Source organism: Selenomonas sp. KH1T6 (genome assembly GCF_900108415.1).
GTDB lineage: Bacteria > Bacillota > Negativicutes > Selenomonadales > Selenomonadaceae > Selenomonas_B > Selenomonas_B ruminantium_A.
In genome coordinates this window covers 117646-134422 of record NZ_FNWN01000004.1, presented here as the reverse complement: position 1 = coordinate 134422, position 16777 = coordinate 117646, and the positions used below count along the sequence as shown (strand labels likewise).

General features: G+C 53.9%; 15 protein-coding genes. 13 read left to right on the top strand and 2 right to left on the bottom strand.

The genetic code is table 11. The features are described 5' to 3' along the window. The first annotated feature begins 178 nt into the window (after window positions 1-178). Both hcp and BLW59_RS04240 read left to right on the top strand, forming a co-directional pair. Window positions 179-1807 (top strand): hydroxylamine reductase, encoded by a 1629-nt coding sequence (hcp, locus tag BLW59_RS04245; protein WP_074696475.1) that lies wholly within the window; start codon window positions 179-181, stop codon window positions 1805-1807. Window positions 1808-1906: 99 nt separating this feature from the next. Beyond that, window positions 1907-2356 carry a metal-dependent hydrolase gene (locus BLW59_RS04240; protein ID WP_074696473.1) on the top strand — a complete coding sequence of 150 codons (450 nt, stop codon included), beginning with the start codon at window positions 1907-1909 and terminating at the stop codon, window positions 2354-2356. Between the two features lie 45 nt (window positions 2357-2401). Here the strand turns inward: BLW59_RS04240 and BLW59_RS04235 are convergent, their stop codons facing one another. Beyond that, window positions 2402-2731, bottom strand: a complete 330-nt coding sequence (locus BLW59_RS04235; protein ID WP_029541156.1) for a PTS lactose/cellobiose transporter subunit IIA — start codon at window positions 2729-2731, stop codon at window positions 2402-2404. 151 nt (window positions 2732-2882) lie between these two features. On the opposite strand from BLW59_RS04235, the gene BLW59_RS04230 reads away from it, so the two are divergent. Together BLW59_RS04230 and BLW59_RS04225 are read left to right on the top strand one after the other, a co-directional pair. After that, window positions 2883-4796 (top strand): fructose-1,6-bisphosphatase, encoded by a 1914-nt coding sequence (locus BLW59_RS04230; protein ID WP_074696471.1) that lies wholly within the window; start codon window positions 2883-2885, stop codon window positions 4794-4796. A gap of 64 nt (window positions 4797-4860) precedes the next feature. After that, window positions 4861-6057, top strand: coding sequence for a hypothetical protein (locus BLW59_RS04225; protein WP_074696469.1), 1197 nt, complete (start codon window positions 4861-4863; stop codon window positions 6055-6057). A gap of 57 nt (window positions 6058-6114) precedes the next feature. Here BLW59_RS04225 and BLW59_RS04220 read toward each other — a convergent pair whose 3' ends face one another. Then, the gene (locus BLW59_RS04220; RefSeq protein WP_074696467.1) at window positions 6115-7299 is read right to left on the bottom strand and encodes an iron-containing alcohol dehydrogenase; all 1185 of its coding nucleotides are present in this window, start codon (window positions 7297-7299) and stop codon (window positions 6115-6117) included. A 204-nt stretch (window positions 7300-7503) separates the two neighbouring features. On the opposite strand from BLW59_RS04220, the gene BLW59_RS04215 reads away from it, so the two are divergent. From BLW59_RS04215 to BLW59_RS04175, 9 genes are all read left to right on the top strand, one after another. After that, window positions 7504-9666, top strand: a complete 2163-nt coding sequence (locus BLW59_RS04215) for a SpoIIE family protein phosphatase (RefSeq protein WP_074696465.1) — start codon at window positions 7504-7506, stop codon at window positions 9664-9666. A 31-nt stretch (window positions 9667-9697) separates the two neighbouring features. Beyond that, complete coding sequence (locus BLW59_RS04210; protein WP_029541147.1) at window positions 9698-10018, top strand: STAS domain-containing protein; 321 nt, start codon at window positions 9698-9700, stop codon at window positions 10016-10018. Beyond that, window positions 10015-10452, top strand: coding sequence for an ATP-binding protein (locus tag BLW59_RS04205; protein WP_051650060.1), 438 nt, complete (start codon window positions 10015-10017; stop codon window positions 10450-10452). The genes BLW59_RS04210 and BLW59_RS04205 overlap by 4 nt, the downstream gene beginning before the upstream one ends. A gap of 11 nt (window positions 10453-10463) precedes the next feature. Then, window positions 10464-12311, top strand: a complete 1848-nt coding sequence (locus tag BLW59_RS04200) for a hypothetical protein (protein WP_074696463.1) — start codon at window positions 10464-10466, stop codon at window positions 12309-12311. Between the two features lie 205 nt (window positions 12312-12516). Continuing rightward, entirely contained in the window at window positions 12517-12732 is a 216-nt protein-coding gene (locus BLW59_RS04195) for a 4Fe-4S dicluster domain-containing protein (RefSeq protein WP_029541144.1), read from the top strand. Next, a complete protein-coding gene (locus BLW59_RS04190) occupies window positions 12729-13880 on the top strand; it encodes a 2-oxoacid:acceptor oxidoreductase subunit alpha (protein ID WP_074696460.1) in 1152 nt (383 codons plus the stop codon). The genes BLW59_RS04195 and BLW59_RS04190 overlap by 4 nt, the downstream gene beginning before the upstream one ends. Further along, the gene (locus BLW59_RS04185; protein WP_413778176.1) at window positions 13877-14731 is read left to right on the top strand and encodes a thiamine pyrophosphate-dependent enzyme; all 855 of its coding nucleotides are present in this window, start codon (window positions 13877-13879) and stop codon (window positions 14729-14731) included. Before BLW59_RS04190 ends, BLW59_RS04185 begins: the two co-directional genes overlap by 4 nt. Then, window positions 14728-15261: a 2-oxoacid:acceptor oxidoreductase family protein gene (locus BLW59_RS04180; protein WP_029541141.1), complete on the top strand. Its 534-nt coding sequence runs from the start codon at window positions 14728-14730 to the stop codon at window positions 15259-15261. The genes BLW59_RS04185 and BLW59_RS04180 overlap by 4 nt, the downstream gene beginning before the upstream one ends. Window positions 15262-15565: 304 nt before the next feature. Continuing rightward, window positions 15566-16741 carry an ABC transporter substrate-binding protein gene (locus tag BLW59_RS04175; RefSeq protein ID WP_074696458.1) on the top strand — a complete coding sequence of 392 codons (1176 nt, stop codon included), beginning with the start codon at window positions 15566-15568 and terminating at the stop codon, window positions 16739-16741. Window positions 16742-16777 lie beyond the last annotated feature (36 nt).

Sequence of the window (16777 nt, the reverse complement as noted above, 5' to 3'; positions counted from 1 at the left end):
ATAGCCCTCCTTTAATCAACACGTCCTAGGTGTCAAAACTACTTTATCATACCATCATTCTGCTTTTTTGACTACGAAAATTCCATCGCTGTAACTTTTGTTACAGATGTTTGGATGCCAATAGGCTATATTATACCCATAGATCTTTTGAGACGAGTATGCAAGGGAGAGTTTTGCTATGGAAAATAAGATGTTTTGCTTCCAGTGCCAGGAAACCGCGGGTTGCAAAGGCTGCACCCAGGTGGGTGTCTGCGGCAAGAAGCCGGAAGTGGCAGCTATGCAGGATTTGCTTATATATGTGACCAAGGGGATTTCTGCTGTTGCTGTGCGCATGCGTGAGGAAGGCAAATCTGTGGCTAAAGAAGTTAATCATCTGGTGACTTTGAACCTTTTTGCCACCATCACCAATGCCAACTTTGACCTGGAGGCCATTGCGGCCCGTGTTGAGGAAACTCTGGCTGTGAAGGCGGGCTTGCTGGAGAGACTTGCAAGCAGGGAGAACCTGCCTGAGGCGGCTCGTTGGACTGGCAGGCGGGAGGAGTTTGAAGCCAAGGCTGCTGCCGTGGGGATTCTCGCCGAGGCCAACGAGGATATCCGCAGCCTGAAGGAGCTTATCACCTATGGCCTGAAGGGCCTGTCAGCGTACCTTTGGCATGCCAATGCGCTGGAAAAGGAAGATGAGACTATTGATGCCTTCCAGCAGTCTGCCCTGGCCAGGCTTTTGGAGAACCTTGACGGCGAGACCCTCACGGCGCTGGCTCTCGAGTCTGGCGAGTGGGGCGTGAAGGGCATGGCTCTGCTGGACAATGCCAACACCAGCGCCTACGGTCACCCGGAAATCACCAAGGTGGACTTAGGGGTGAGGAGCAATCCCGCCATACTTATTTCCGGTCATGACCTGCGTGATCTGGAAATGCTGTTGGAGCAGACAGAGGGCACGGGGGTGGATGTCTACACCCACGGCGAGATGCTGCCTGCCCATTACTATCCCAAGTTCAAGCAGTACAAGCACTTTGCCGGCAACTACGGCAATGCCTGGTGGAAGCAGAAGGAGGAGTTCGAGGCCTTCGGCGGTCCCATCCTCATGACCACCAACTGCCTTGTGCCCCCTAAGGAGAGCTATAAGGAGAGAGTCTTCACCACGGGGGCTGTGGGCTTCCCCGGCTGCGCTCACATCGAAGAAGTGAACGGCAAGAAGGATTTCAGCGCTGTCATCGAATTGGCTAAGAAGTGTCCTGCCCCCCAAGAACTGGAAAAGGGCGAGATTGTGGGCGGCTTTGCCCATGAGCAGGTCTTTGCCCTGGCGGACAAGGTGGTAGAGGCAGTGAAGTCCGGCGCCGTGAAGAAGTTCGTGGTTATGGCAGGCTGCGACGGTCGCATGAAGTCCCGCAGCTACTATGAGGACTTTGCCAAGGCTCTGCCCCAGGACACCATCATCCTCACCGCAGGCTGCGCCAAGTACAAGTATATCAAGCTGGGCCTGGGGGATATCGGCGGCATTCCCCGGGTGCTGGATGCAGGCCAGTGCAATGATTCCTATTCTCTGGCCCTCATTGCCCTGAAGCTGAAGGAGGCCTTTGGCCTGGCAGATATCAACGAGCTGCCCATTGCCTACAATATCTCCTGGTATGAGCAGAAGGCCGTGATCGTGTTGCTGGCACTCCTGCATTTGGGGGTGAAGAACATCCACCTGGGCCCCACCCTGCCCGCCTTCCTGTCTCCTAATGTGGCCAAGGTGCTGGTAGAAAACTTCGGCATCGACGGCATTACGATGGTTGAAGAAGATATCAAGAAGATGATTGGCTAATCGAGAACAAGCGTCTGTTGTGGAAAAATGTCCACAACAGGCGCTTTTTTTGCTATACTATAGATAGTATGTTCTGTTTGTCTAAAAGGAGAAAGACTCATGAAATGGCTGACCCATGAAGTGGTGACGGGAGTTATTGTTTATGCGGCTACGGAGGACCCTATGGCGGCAATTTACAGCATGGCAGGGGCCATTGTGCCGGACAAGGTGGAGGGCAACCCTTTCCAGCGCCGCAGCCTTTTTGGCTTTCGCTGCGCTCATCGTGGCTGGTCCCACTGGCCCATGCTTTACCTGCTGATAGGGGGAGCAGCCCTCAGGGGAGAGGAGTACCTGGGACTCAGCCTTGGCATCTTGGGGGAGATTATCTTCTTCATGGCAGTGGGAGCATTGCTGCATATTGCCGAAGATGCCATCTGCGGCAAGGTGCCGTTTATCACGCCCACACAGAAGATAGGTGTCAAGCTGTTCAAGGTTGGCTCCATCCGGGAGTATATAGTGGCTTTGATACTGATTATAGGCGCTTACGGCATAAAGATAGTTTTGGGATGAAAAATCCCCCGTGGGACTGTAGTGTGTCCTGCGGGGGATTGGCTTTTATTTTTCTAATTGTTTTTCCAGCTTCTCGATGCGCATATAGGTGTCAATGAAGTCCTTGGCGATGGTCTTGTAAGCCTCGGCGCTCATGAGCTGGTCTTCGGCATGGAGCACCAGGAGGGACACCACGTTCTCTCCCTTTCCCTCTGCTTCCAGCAGTTTCAGATGGGAATGATGGCCTTCCACGAAACTCTTCTCTCCCTCCCTGATGAGGTTCTCCGCCCGCTGGAAGTCACCAGCCTTGGCAGCGGCTATGGCCTCGATGTAGAAGCTGCGGGCGCTGCCCACGCCTGAGATGATTTTGAAGGCCAAGAGTTCCAGATCTTCCATGGCAATTTCTCTCCTTTGCACAATTTGCATGAATTTTCTTTTGTTCGCTATTACTATAGCACGGAGAACACTTTATTTCAATAAATTTCACAATATTATCTATTATATGGTAGAATAATACTTGAAAAAGCACACAAGGGAGGACATGGTCATGACCAGCGCACAGAAACAAGGCAGCCGTCCCAGCAAGGTAATGCGCCTGCTGTCGGAAAAATATCCCACCAAGGAAGTGGTTTATGAGAAGCTTATCTACCTGCAGTCCCAGCTGCAGCTGCCCAAGGGCATTGAGCATTTCATGAGCGATCTGCACGGGGAGTATTCTTCCTTTTTCCACATCCTGAACAACTGTTCCGGGGTCATACGGGAAAAGGTGGAGTACGTCTTTGGTGTGCGGCTGACGGAGGCGGAGAAGGCGGAGTTCTGCACCCTTATCTACTACCCCCGGGAGAAAATCGAGCAGGTGACAGAGCGGCGGGAGAACACCCCTGCCTGGTATCGGGAGAATCTGTCACGCCTGCTGGAACTGGCCAAACTGATGAGCTACAAGTATCCAGCCTCCAAGGTGGCAGGCTTCATTCCCAAAAGGTACGAAGGGGTCATCGTGGAGCTCATGAACACCCGTCCCGAAGCGGATAATGCCCAGTTCATCTACCACAAGCGCCTGCTGGATACCATTGTGCAGATTGACAGTGGGGCGGACTTCATCGTGGCTTTCACGGTGCTCATCAAGCGGCTGGCGGTGGACAGGCTGCACATTGTGGGGGATTTCTTTGACCGGGGCAATCGGCCCGATGCAATACTGAACCTCCTGATGGAGCACCCTTCTGTAGATATCCAGTGGGGCAACCACGATGTGCTCTGGATGGGGGCGGCCATGGGCAGCGAGATCTGCATTGCCGCCGTGGTGCGCAACTCCCTGCGCTACAACAACACAGACGTGCTGGAGCGGGGCTACGGCATCAGCCTGAGGCCCCTCACTACCTTTGGGAGTCGCATCTATCCCGATTCCAATCCCATCAAGGCAGGGGAGAAGGCGGCGGCCATCATGATGTTGAAGCTGGAAGGCCAGATGATACGCCGCAACCCGGATTTCCAGATGAATGACAGGCTGCTGCTGGACAAGATCGATTTCCGCTCCTGCTATGCAGTGCTGGGAGACGGGAAGCGCTATGAGCTGGCCAGCGCCTATTTTCCCACTATTGATGAAAATGCGGAAGATCCCTATCAGCTGACGGAAAAAGAAGCCGCCATCATGGCAGATTTGAAATCCTACTTCACGGAAAGCGCTGTGCTGAAAAAGCATCTGGACTATCTTTACCAGAAGGGCAGCATCTACACCTGTTACAACGGCAATCTGCTGTTCCACGGCTGCGTGCCCATGGAGGAGGACGGCAGCTTCCGCACTATACACTTTGAAGGCAAGGACTACAAGGGCCGCAGCTGGTTCAATTTCTGCGAGGCCAAGGCCAGGGAGGCGTATCTCCACCGTACGGAAAGCGCCCTGGACTTCATGTACTTCCTCTGGTGCGGCCGCATCTCTCCCCTGTCAGGCAGGGAAATGAAGACCTTCGAGCGGGTGCTGGTGGCAGACGAGAGCACCTGGAAGGAGCCCTCTGACCCCTATTTCCATTTCCTCAACGACCAGAGCGCCTGCGAAAGGGTCTTGCAGGAGTTCGGACTGGACCCCGTGAGAGGCCACATCGTCAACGGCCATGTGCCCGTGAAGGTCAAGAAGGGGGAAAGCCCTGTGAAGGCTCACGGCAAGGCCATCATCATCGACGGCGGCTTCTGCAAGGCCTATCACAAGAAAACCGGCATCTCAGGCTTCACCCTGATTTCCAACTCCAGGGGCCTGCGCCTGCTGGCTCATCAGAAGATAGCCGACGTCAGGGCAGCCCTCAGGGAGAATCAGGATATAGAGTCCGTGTCAGAGACTGTGGAACTGCAAACCATGCGAACCACCGTAGGTGAGACGGACAGGGGCAGGGCTATACAGGACGAGATTACGGACCTCTACAATTTGCTGCTGGCCTATCAGAACGGGGTGCTGAAGCCAAGGGAATAGTTTTTTGCCAGATTCTATGGCAGCAGCAATGGGTTTCTGCGAGATGAACAAGAGGTGAAGGAATATGGGAGAAAAATACAAGGTAGAGGGCTACTGGGATTGCTCTGCCTGCGGAGCCAAGGGCATCAGGGGGAGGTACAGGGAGTGCCCCAACTGCGGCAAGCCGCGGGGGGAGGATGTGCAGTTCTACCTGAAGGAGTATGGGGAAGAATATGCCCTGAAGGATGATGACACTTCGGATAATCCTGACTGGTTCTGCGAGTACTGTTCTTCCTACAATCCTGACGGAGCCGCCAAATGCCTCTCCTGCGGAGCAGAGCGCGGCACCAGGGACTACAGCCAGATGAGGGATACTGAGACTTCCCAGCTGGTGGTTGATGCCAATGCCGATGGTGTTGACGATTCCGGCCAGATTTCCGAGGAGGAAAGGGCGAAGCAGAACTACCAGCGGGAGCGGGAAGACCGGGAAAAAAAGCAGAGGGAGCACAATGAAGCCCATGGCTTCACATCTCCCCAGCCTCCGCAGAGTGATGGCAAGAAGTGGAAGACCTGGCAGAAGGTGCTGGCAGGAGTGGGGATATTCCTGCTGATTTCCGTCATCGCTGCCCTTGTGCTGCCCGATGAGGTGGATATTGAAGTCAAGAGCCTGCATTGGCAGCGCAGCATCCAGATTGAGCAGAAGGTCACGGTGAACGAATCCGACTGGAGCCTGCCGGAGGGCGGGAGGCTGCGGGATAAGCAGCGGGAAATCCACCACCACGACCATGTACTTGACCACTACGAGGAATACTATGAGAATGTTTCCGAGAAGGTAGTAGACCACTATGAGACCATCACCCACAAGAAAGATTTAGGCAATGGCAAATTCGAGATAGAAAAGACCAAGAAGCCGGTCTACAAGACCGTCACCAAGAAGGAAAAGAGGAAAAAGCCGGTCTATGTGGATGTGCCGGTCTATCAGACCAAGTATTACTACGTGATAGAGCGCTGGAAGAGCACCCGCACGGTGGATACCCAGGGAGATGACAAGAAGCCCTATTGGGGCGATTACGAGCTGGCCAAAGCCTCCGGGCCGTATGGCATAGGCGAGGAACGTGTAGCAGGGCAGACGGAAACACTGACGGTGACAGGCGTGGTGAAGGACGAGGAAAAGACCTACACAGTGGAGGATGCCGACTGGTGGAATTCCATGGAAGTGGGCGAAAGCATCCACGGCCTGGCTGACTCAGATGGGAAGCTCGTGAAGGACGAAGATGAATGAAAAAGACGGGAGGCGCATGCTTCCCGTCTAATTTTGCTTTTGTGCATTTTATGTTGTTCAATGGTTGGCCTGATTATAGATTTCCATAGCCGTTTCCTTGTCAATGGGATGGAAGGTTGCTACGGTCTTGGTACCGTTTGCAGTGACCATATCGGCCAGGTACTCAATCATTTCCTTGTTCTGCACGCCGATACCCAATTCAGTGAAATTCACAGGCATGTCGATTTCCTTGAAGTAGGCGATGGTGGCTTCGATGCCCTTCCGGGCTTTTTCCTCAGTACTTCCCTCAGTGATATCCCAGACTTTTTCTGCGAACTTGGCGAAGCGCTCCGGGTTGTCCTGCCAGACATAGCCTGCCCAGCTGCCCCAGACGGTGGTGAGGCTGGCGCCGTGGGTGACGTCGAATCTTCCGGAGAGTTCGTGGCCCAGCTTGTGGCAGGCGAAGTCCTTGGCACGGCCCAGGCCGGTGAGATTGTTGTGGGAGAGGCTGCCGCACCACATGATCTCGCTCATGGCATCGTAGTTTTTCGGGCCATGCAGCAGGGTGCGGGAATGTTTGATGACGTTCTTCATGAGACCCTCGGCGATAAGGTCGGTCATGTCGTTGGGGGCAGGGTCCGTGGTGAAATAGCGCTCCATGGTGTGCATGAGGATGTCGGCGATGCCGCAGAAGACCTGACGCTTGGGGGCGGTGAAGGCCAGCTCCGGGTTCATGAAAGCCAGCGTGGGCCTGTTGAGGTCGGTGTTGAGGCCGGACTTCTTGCCTGTTTCTTCATTGGTGAGCACCGCGGAGTCGCTGGTCTCGCTGCCGGCGGCAGCCAGGGTCAGCACGGCCCCTATGGCGGTGGTTTTTTCCAGCTTTACCTTGCCACTCCAGAAGTCCCAGATATCCACACCCGGGTTGGCTACGCCATGAGCCACGGCTTTGGCGGAGTCTATGACGCTGCCGCCGCCTACAGCCAGGATGAAGTCGGCCTTGAAAATCATGGCGTCATTGATAGCACCGCGCACCCAGGCCAGCCGGGGATTGGGCTTCACGCCGCCCCGTACCTGAAGGGAGAGGCCGGCTGCCGTCAGCTGGCTCTCAATGCGGGGCAGCAGGCCTGTCTCGATGACGCTGCCGCCGCCATAGACGATGAAGACCCGGCTCTTGCCATAGGCTTTGATTTTTTCTGCAATATGTTCTTCAGCGCCTTTGCCGAAGACGATTTCTGTGGGGCATTTGAAGTTGAAAGATTGCATGTGCTGTTACCTCCATGTTGGCTAGAAAAGGTATTTGTTTAATCATAGCATAAAACAAATTCCTTTTTGAAATTCTAGACAAAAGCCTTTATGTCCTGCCAGGGGAAAGAAAAAGGGATGGATATTTCAAAAGGAATTTGATGTGCTTTGTAGAATATAAAGAGGAGCGGCAGAGAATATGTTTTGGGGATAGGAGATTTTACGATGGCTAAATATCTGCCTCTGGCCTTGGTGGCCTTGCTGCCGGTGCTTCTGTCAGCCGTGCTTTATTGGGCATATAGCAAGCCGCTTTCCCAATGGAGTCCAAGGAAGAAGCAGTTGCTGGCAGGATTTTGCTTTGGCCTGGCAGCGGTTTTTGGCACGGAGTTTGGAGTGCCTATGGACGGTTTGCGGGTCAATGTCCGGGATGCGGCTCCTATTTGTGCCGGTCTTATTTTCGGTGCGCCCGCCGGCATTATGGCCGGGCTTATCGGCGGCATAGAAAGATATCTGGCGGCCTGGTGGGGGGCGGGGTTCTACACTCAGCTGGCCTGTACTTTGGGGACAATGTTCGCTGGTTTCTTTGCGGCGGGACTCAGACGCTATATGTTTGAGGACAAGAAGCCTGGCTGGGTATACGGCCTGGCAGTAGGAGGCGTGGCGGAAATCGTTCATATGACCCTGATCTTCTTCACCAATATGGATGATGCCAGGACAGGCTTCCATTTCATCCAGCTCTGCACCGGACCTATGGTCACCGCCAATGCCTGCTCGGTCATGCTGGCCTTGCTGGTGGTGGGAATCCTGGGCAAAGAAAAGATCATCCGGCGGGAGGGTGTGCCTCATATTGCCGAGACCTTTCAAAAGTGGCTTTTGGTTTGCATCGTGGTGGCTTTTGGCTGTGCTTTTTCCTTTACCTATGCGCTGCAAACCCGTATTTACCATGGCACCATGGAGGAAACTTTCCGTCAGAATCTGGAGGATCTGAAGCGGGAAATCATCTCCGTGGCCGGGCGCAATGAAATGCTCAAGGCCAAAGGGGGAGAGGATGACCCTGAAGGAAAATTCTTCGACGGCTCTCAGGAGGATCCCGGGCTGCTGATAGGCAGCATCACTGAGAACTGGCACGTGGGAGACAGCGGCTATCTGCTGGTCTTTGACCAGGCGGGCAGGCTGAAGAGCACGGCAGTGGGAGCAGAAGAGGAGATTACGGAGGGAAATACCCAGATTGACTGGCCGAGCCTGGAAGAAGGGGAAATATCCTTGGCCATAATAGGGGGCAAGGAGGCCTATGTGATGTGGCAGGAGGCGGGAAGGTACCGCACCATGGCAGTGGCGCCAGTGGAAAAGGCGGATTTTTCCAGAAACCTTTCTGTCTATCTCATGACCTTTGTGATAGTGCTGATTTTTTCCGCCCTCTTCATTCTCATCTACTGCCTGATACGGCGGCTGATTGTGGACAAGATTCACAGCATCAACAAGTCTCTGAGCCGCATTACTGCCGGGCAGCTGGATGTGGTGGTGGATGTGCGCAGCAGCGAGGAATTCACTTCCCTGTCCGACGACATCAACAATACAGTGGCCACTCTCAAGCATTATATTGACGAGGCGGCGGCCCGCATTGACAGGGAACTGGAATTTGCCAGGGAAATACAATATTCGTCCCTGCCCTCCATCTTTCCGCCCTTTCCCCAGCGCAAGGAATTTGATATCTACGCTTCCATGGATACTGCCAAGGAAGTGGGGGGGGATTTTTATGATTTTTACTTTGTGGGTACGGACAAGCTGGCTTTTGTCGTAGCTGATGTGTCCGGCAAGGGAATACCTGCCGCCATGTTCATGATGAGGGCCAGGGCTGTAATCAAGGCGCTGGCAGAAACAGGAATTTCTGTGAACGAGATTGCCCGGGATGCCAATGACACTCTATGCCAGGGCAATGAGCGCGGCATGTTCGTGACTGTGTGGCTGGGTATTCTGGACATCAACACTGGAGAACTTGATTATGTGAATTGCGGCCATACAGCTCCCTATATCCTGCACCCGGAGGTCGGAGGGGAATGGGTGAAGAAGAAATCCGGCATCATGCTGGGGAGTGTGGAGGATGTGCCTTACACTTCCCGTCATATTACCCTCAGTCCCGGTGATATCATTTACCTTTACACGGACGGAGTGTCCGAGAGCAACAATGAAGCAGGAGAGTTCTTCGGGGAGGCAAGGCTGGAGGAAATCCTGCAGGAGGGCAGGGGCTTGGAGGTGGCTCCTCTCTGTGTGAAAGTGAAGGAGCGGCTTGATGCCTTTGCCGACGGGACTGAGCAGTTTGACGATATCACCATGCTTGCTCTGCGCTTTGGCAGAGTGGCAGAAAATGATATACCTGATATTCAATAGATGTACATGTATACTATAAGGAGAAATTGCTATGAACATCACTGAAAAGAAGCAGAATAACTGGCTGGTACTGGCTCTTACGGATCGCCTTGATACCCAGACGGCGCCGGAGTTGGAGCAGGTGGCCATGGGCAAGCTGGGCGATGGTGTGCAGATGGCTCTTGAGCTTTCGGAGCTTCAGTACATAAGCAGTGCAGGGCTCAGGGTGCTTTTGATGATCATGAAAAAGGCCAAGGCTGCGGGAGGCAAGGCTGCCCTGGTGGGGGTTGGCGGCATGGTGGGAGAGATACTGGAGGAGTCCGGTATAGATGCTTTCTTTGAACAGTATGAGGATTTGGAGGCACTGCCGTGAATAGGGAAGAATGGAAAGATTTCCCCGCTAGGCAGTCAAGTTACGAGGAAATGCTCGCTTATGTGCTGTCCTGTGCCGAGGAAGCAGAAATGCCCATGAAGCGGCAGCTTAAGTTGCAGCTGGGTTTTGAGGAAGCCGTGATAAATGTCATTTCTTATGCCTACGAACCGGGTGAAGAGGGGAAGGTCTGGCTGAAAGTTTATCAGGAAAATGAAGAGTTGGTGCTGGAAATAAAGGACAGTGGCAAGCCATTCAATCCCTTGCTCAAGGAAGATGCGCTGGAAAACAGGCCCCAATCTTTGGAGGAAACGGAGATAGGGGGACTGGGCATCGCCTTTATGCGCCGGGTTTTTGCAGATATCTGCTATCATTACGGACTGGAAGAGGGGCTGTACTGCAATCATCTGACCTTGAGATTCGCCTTGGCTATATAGGAGGATGCTCTATGAAAAATCCTTTTGAAACAGCCACCGAGGGCATGTCGAAGGAAGAGAAGGAGGCACTTCGCAAAGCATGCGGCATTGGTACCACTGTGCTGGCGGCAGATATTGAAGCGGTGGAGCAGCTGGATGATGAGGAGAAGACTTTCTTTGATCCCAGGGGCTTTATTTCCCCATATTTTTCCTTGCAGCGCATCTACAAGGTGCAGGGAAATATTTCACCTCTTCATTTCAATCGGGTAGTCTTTTCTGCTTTTGAAACTGACAAGAATCTCAGGTGCAATTACTGCGAGTTGCAGGGCAAGTGGGTAAAATTGATCTTCAAGTTGCGACGAGTACAGCCTGAGATTATCTACCGCAATATTGCCCAACAGGGCTTGGGCAGTGAGGAATTGGATGCTGCCTTGATGAAACTGTCTGAGGCAGAAAGGCGCAGACCGTTCTCGTTGACCCGGGAACCGTTGGTGCGCTTTATGGTGGTTAGAACCTCGTCAAATGAATTTGCAGTGGTAGTGACGGGGTTGGGATTGGTCATGAGCCATTTGGATATGGCGAAGATCATTGTGGAATCCCAGGGCTATGAGTATCGTGAAAACAGGAACCAGTTTACGCCAGCAGCTTTGCGGCAGGAAAACAAAGAACTTACCGGGACAATTATGGGATACTGGCAAAAAGTGCTGGACAATCTGCCCATGAAGCCTGTCCTGCCGGGATTCAAGCCCGATACGGATAGCTTTTCCCAGAGTGCCTATCGGGTGGTAATCCCTTCTGAAACGGCGCATCTGTTGAAGAGTACCGGGGGAGATATCTACCGCATGATGGGGCTTTTGTATATGGCCTGGGGTCTTTTTCTGCAGTATGAGAATCACACCGGGGACACTTATTTTCTGCTGCTTTCCAACGAAGGGAAAAAGGGGGCGGGAGGCAACCTGGGTATGATACCCGTGCGTCTGAAATGCCCTCCCAAGGAGACGTTAGACAGTGCGGCTTCAAGGCTTGCCAAGCAGCTTTCTCTCTCCAGTCCCTTCAGCTGTTTTGAGCGCAACGGGCTGGAAACACTGCTGGGGGAGCGGCGAGGTCTTTTTGACCACTTCCTGAATTTCCATGCTTTCACAGGGATGGGGGTAGATTATGCCAGTGCAGAGGGCACTTTCGCTGGTACTCAGGTTTATGAGCAGTCATGGGATGCTCAGGGACTTCCATTGGGCATTTATTTCCAGTATGTGGAAGGCAGCATTTCTCTTTCGATTCTCTACAACCGCTACAGCATAAGCGAGAAGGGGTTGGGGGAGCTTTGCAGGCGCTACATCGTGACCCTGCACACCATGCTGCTGCAAATGGACAGGCAGGTTGCTTCCTTTGGGCAGGGCCTCAGAATACGGCTGGAAAGCAGGGAAGAGAGTCCCGAGTCTCTTTCGGAGCGGAATATCATGGCTTATCTCAAGGAACTGCCATTTTTTCAGGGTATTTTGGAAGAGAAGCTCTATCAGGTGGCCAGGGCTGCGAAATTGCGTACGTATTTTGAGAATGACCAGATCATGATGAACCATGATTATGGTCAGATGTTCTTCCTTTTGGAAGGCAGGGTGGCCAGACTTATGGATCCCGGCTCTGGCTGGTATAGCATGCTGGATGTAGCCAAAGAAGGGAAAATCCTTAATGAGACAGTGATGATGGAGCGGTGCAAGTCCAGCGTCATGGGAGAGGTGCTTAGCGAAAAGGCCAGGATTCTTATCGTACCGCTGCCTCAGTTAATGGATCTGGCCCTGGGGAGTAATTCTTTCCGCAAGCACATTACCTTGCATGTCTTGGGAGAAATGGAAAAATATCAGCGCCGTTGGGTTAGTAGTTAAAAATATGTTTTATTATGACAAGAAAGACAGGCATGGCCGTGCATCACGGCTATGCTTTCTCTTTTGTTGCACAAAAATAAACAAAACTACTGGATTTTTATACAGATATCTGTTATTATGTAAAGCATATTGCTGATGGATTATAGCTTGTATACAAAAATATTATACTGCGATGTGTAAATGTGTGTTTTTGGGAGGGATGGCCATGCAATCTGAGATTACGGTGAAAGAGGCCAGGTGCAAGGGCTGCGGCATTTGCGCCGAGTTCTGCCCCAAGCAGGTGCTGGAGGTCAGCGAGCTGGGCAAGATACAGGTAGTGAACGGGGAGGCCTGCATAGGCTGCGGCCAGTGCGAGCTGCGTTGCCCGGATTATGCAATTTTTGTGGATAAACTTGCAGAGGTAAAGGGGGCGAGGGCATGACTAAGGCAAGATTGATGCAGGGCAACGAGGCCTGCGCTGAAGGTGCTATTGCGGCAGGGGTCAGATTCTTCGCGGGTTATCCCATTACCCCGTCTACGGAAATTGCTGAGGCCATGGCCAAGCTGCTGCCCCAGCACGGCGGCAAGTTCGTGCAGATGGAGGACGAGATTGCTTCCATGGGTGCCATCCTGGGAGCTGCCATGGCTGGTGACAAGGTCATGGATGCCACCAGTGGCCCGGGCTTTTCCTTGAAGCAGGAACTAATCGGTTATGCCGCCTGCGCGGAGATTCCCTGCGTGCTGGTGGATGTGCAGCGGGTGGGTCCCTCCACGGGCCAGCCTACGGCGCCTTCCCAGGGGGATGTGATGCAGGTGCGCTGGGGCACCCACGGAGACCATCCCATGATTTCCCTGTGCCCCTGGAGTGTGCGGGAGACCTTTGACCTGACTGTGCAGGCGGTGAACTACGCCGAGCGCTTCCGCACTCCCGTCATCCTGCTGATGGATGAGATGGTGGGCCACCTCAGAGAAAGGGTGGAACTGCCGGAGAAGGTGGAGGTTTATCCCCGCAGGAGCCCCAAGAAGACCCGTGCCGAGGGCTATCAGCCCTTCGAGCCGGATGAGGACCTGGTACCCAATGTGGCCAACTTCGGCGAGGGCTATCACATCCATGTGACTGGCCTCATTCATGACGATACGGGCTTCCCTGTAGGCAGCCCCACGGTGACGGAAAAGGCCATCAAGCGGCTCCATGAAAAGATTGACAGGGTGGCTGAGGAAATCATCCATACGGAAAGCTATTTCATGGAGGATACGGAATATGCAGTGGTGGCTTTCGGCGGCACTGCCCGCACGGCTTATGAGTCTGTGAAGAATATGCGTGAGCAGGGCATGAAGGTGGGGCTGGTCCGCCTCATTACCATCTGGCCCTTTGCTGACAAAATCATTGAGGAACTGGCAGGGAAGGTCAAGGGCATCCTGGTGGCCGAACTGAACTACGGCCAGGTGGTGCACGAGGTGCGCCGGGCTGCCAAGGGCCAGTGCCCGGTGTTGCTCTGCGGCAAGTACAATATGAAGTCCTTTGAGCCGGTGGAGATTGAGGCTGAGATTGAGAAGATGGTCAGCGATGTGGAAGGGGGCAGAGCATGATGGCAGAGCTTGAGAGAAGCTATGAGAAATATTTCCGCCAGAACCGCCTTCCGCACCTTTGGTGCCCCGGCTGCGGCAATGGCATTGTCATGAAGGCCATTGTCCAGGCCATTGAGAAAAAGGGCCTGACCCAGGACAATACGGTGATTGTGTCGGGTATCGGATGCTCCTCCAGAGCTTCCGGCTATATGGATTTTGACACCATCCACACGGCTCACGGCAGGGCTATCCCCTTTGCCACGGGCATCAAGCTTGCCCGCCCGGAGCTGAATGTGGTGGTCATCACCGGTGACGGGGACTGCACAGCCATCGGCGGCAATCACTTCATCCACGGTTGCCGCAGGAACGTGGACCTGACGGTGGTGCTGTTCAACAACAATATTTACGGCATGACGGGAGGCCAGGCTTCCCCCATGACGCCTATGGGAGGCAAGGCCACCACTGCACCGTACGGTTCCGTGGACAGGACTTTCGATGCCTGCGCCCTGGCTGAGGCTGCCGGTGCCACTTATGTGGCCCGCTCCACCGCCTTCCATGTGCAGCATTTGACGGATATGATTGCCAAGGGCTTTGACAACAAGGGCTTCTCTTTCATTGAAGCTATGGTGCAGTGCCCCACGGCTTTCGGACGCCGCAACAAGTTCAAGAGTCCGGCGGATATGTTGAAGTGGATGCGTGACCACTCAGTCATGAAGGCTGCCTGGGACAAGCTGGAGGATGTCAAGAAGGGCGAGGCCATTGGTCAGGGCAAGTTCCCCATCGGCCTGCTTTACGAGAGCTCCGGCAGCGAGTTGGATTACGATGCGGCTTACGATCAGGTCATTGAGAGGGCAGGAGGTGCAGGGAAATGAGGAAACAGCTTAGATTATCCGGCTCCGGCGGCCAGGGTGTCATCACCGCCGCCATCATTTTGGCGGAAGCTGCGGTAGCCGAGGGCAAGGAAGCAGCCCAGTCCCAGTCCTACGGCCCTGAGGCCAGAGGCGGTGCCTCCAAGTCCGAGGTCATCATAGACACGGAGACCATCTATCACCCCCATGTCATCCACCCGGACCTGGTGCTGGCCATGACCCAGAAGGCCGCTGACAAATACTATGAGGACATCGTTCCCGGGGGCCTTCTGGTGCTGGACGAGCAGCTGGTGCCCAATCCCCCTGACTTCCCCAAGACTGTCCGCATTCCCATCACCAAGTTGGCGGTGGAGGAAGTGGGAAAGCCTCTCTTCGCCAATATCGTAGCTTTGGGAGCCCTGGTGCGCCTCACGGACATTGTCTCCTTTGACACCATCAAGGAGTCAGTGGCCCACAGAGTGCCCAAACACACCGTAGAGCAGAACATGCACGCCCTGCAGGTGGGCTGGGATGCTGCGGATAAATTAGCATGAAAAATTGACTGACCGCTTGCCTTAGTGCAGGCGGTTTTGTCTTTTGCAGCAATACATTTTTTGTCCCCGTGGGAAGGATTTCCGTGGGTGGGGGAGAATACTTACTTTCATAAGGTAAAGTCTCCTCAGGGAAATTTGCATAAAAGTGGGATTACGGTGCAAATGATGTCTTTTGTATACATGATTCTTTTTTACAAGGACAAAGTATTTGCAAAAGATGTAAAGGTGTTATATAATATGTAACATCGTTACAGTTCCACTGTTGGGAGACAGGAACGAGAGGATACGTTAGGGAGGGATTTATATGTATTTTTCCAAGAAGACAGCAAAGCTCATGTCTTTACTGGCAGGCACCATGCTTATGGGCGGGGTGCTGGCAGGCTGCGGCGGAGATAATGCTGCCAGCAGCGACGAGATCAAGATTGGCGCCAACTTCGAGATGACGGGCAACGTGGCCAATTACGGCCAGGCTACCCTGGACGGCCTGAACCTGGCTATTGATGAAATCAATGCGGCAGGCGGTGTCAACGGCAAGAAGCTGAAGGTGATTTCCGCAGATAACAAGTCTGAGGCTGCCGAGGCTGTGAATGCAGCTACCAAGCTCATCTCTGATGATGGTGTAAAGGTGCTGGTTGGCCCGGCTGTGACGGCTAACGTCATCGCCGAGTCCCAGGTGGCTACGGACAACAAGGTTCCCGTTATCGCCCCTGATGCTACCAGCCCGGATGTTACCGTGGAAAACGGACAGGTGAAGCCCTTCATCTTCCGCAGCTGCTTCATCGACCCCCAGCAGGGCACGGTCATGGCCAAGTTCGCTTCTGAGAACCTGAAGGCCAAGACGGCAGTCATCTATGTGGACAACAGCTCCGACTACTCCAAGAGCCTGGGCAAGGTCTTCAAGGAGGAATTCGAGAAGGCTGGCGGCAAGGTGCTGATGGAAGAAGCTTTCCTGGCCAAGGATCAGGATTTCAAGGCTACGCTGACCAGCATCAAGACGGCTAATGCTGATGTGGTCTTCGTTCCCGCTTACTATGAAGAGGTTGGCAAGATTGTGAAGCAGGCCCGCGAGCTGGGCATCACTTCTCCCATCCTGGGCACTGACGGCTGGGATGATTCCAAGGTGGCAGATATCGCCGGTGTGGACGCTCTGAACAACACCTACTTCAGCACCCACTACTCCGACAAGGATGAGTCCGTGAAGGGCTTCCTGGAGGCTTTCGAGAAGAAATACGGCCATGCTCCCAATGTGTTTGCAGCTCTGGGCTATGACGCAGGCAAGCTCCTGGCAGATGCCATCAAGCGTGCCGGCAGCGATGATTCCGAGAAGATTCGCCAGGCCATTGAGGAGACCAAGGATTTGCAGGTGGGCACGGGCATCATCACCATGGATCCCAAGACCCACAACCCCATCAAGCAGGCAGTTATCCTCCAGAACAAGGACGGCGGCCGCGTGATGGTGGCTAAGATCATGCCGGAGTAATCCTATCTGCATAAGAAGGCCCATGTTTGGGCCCTG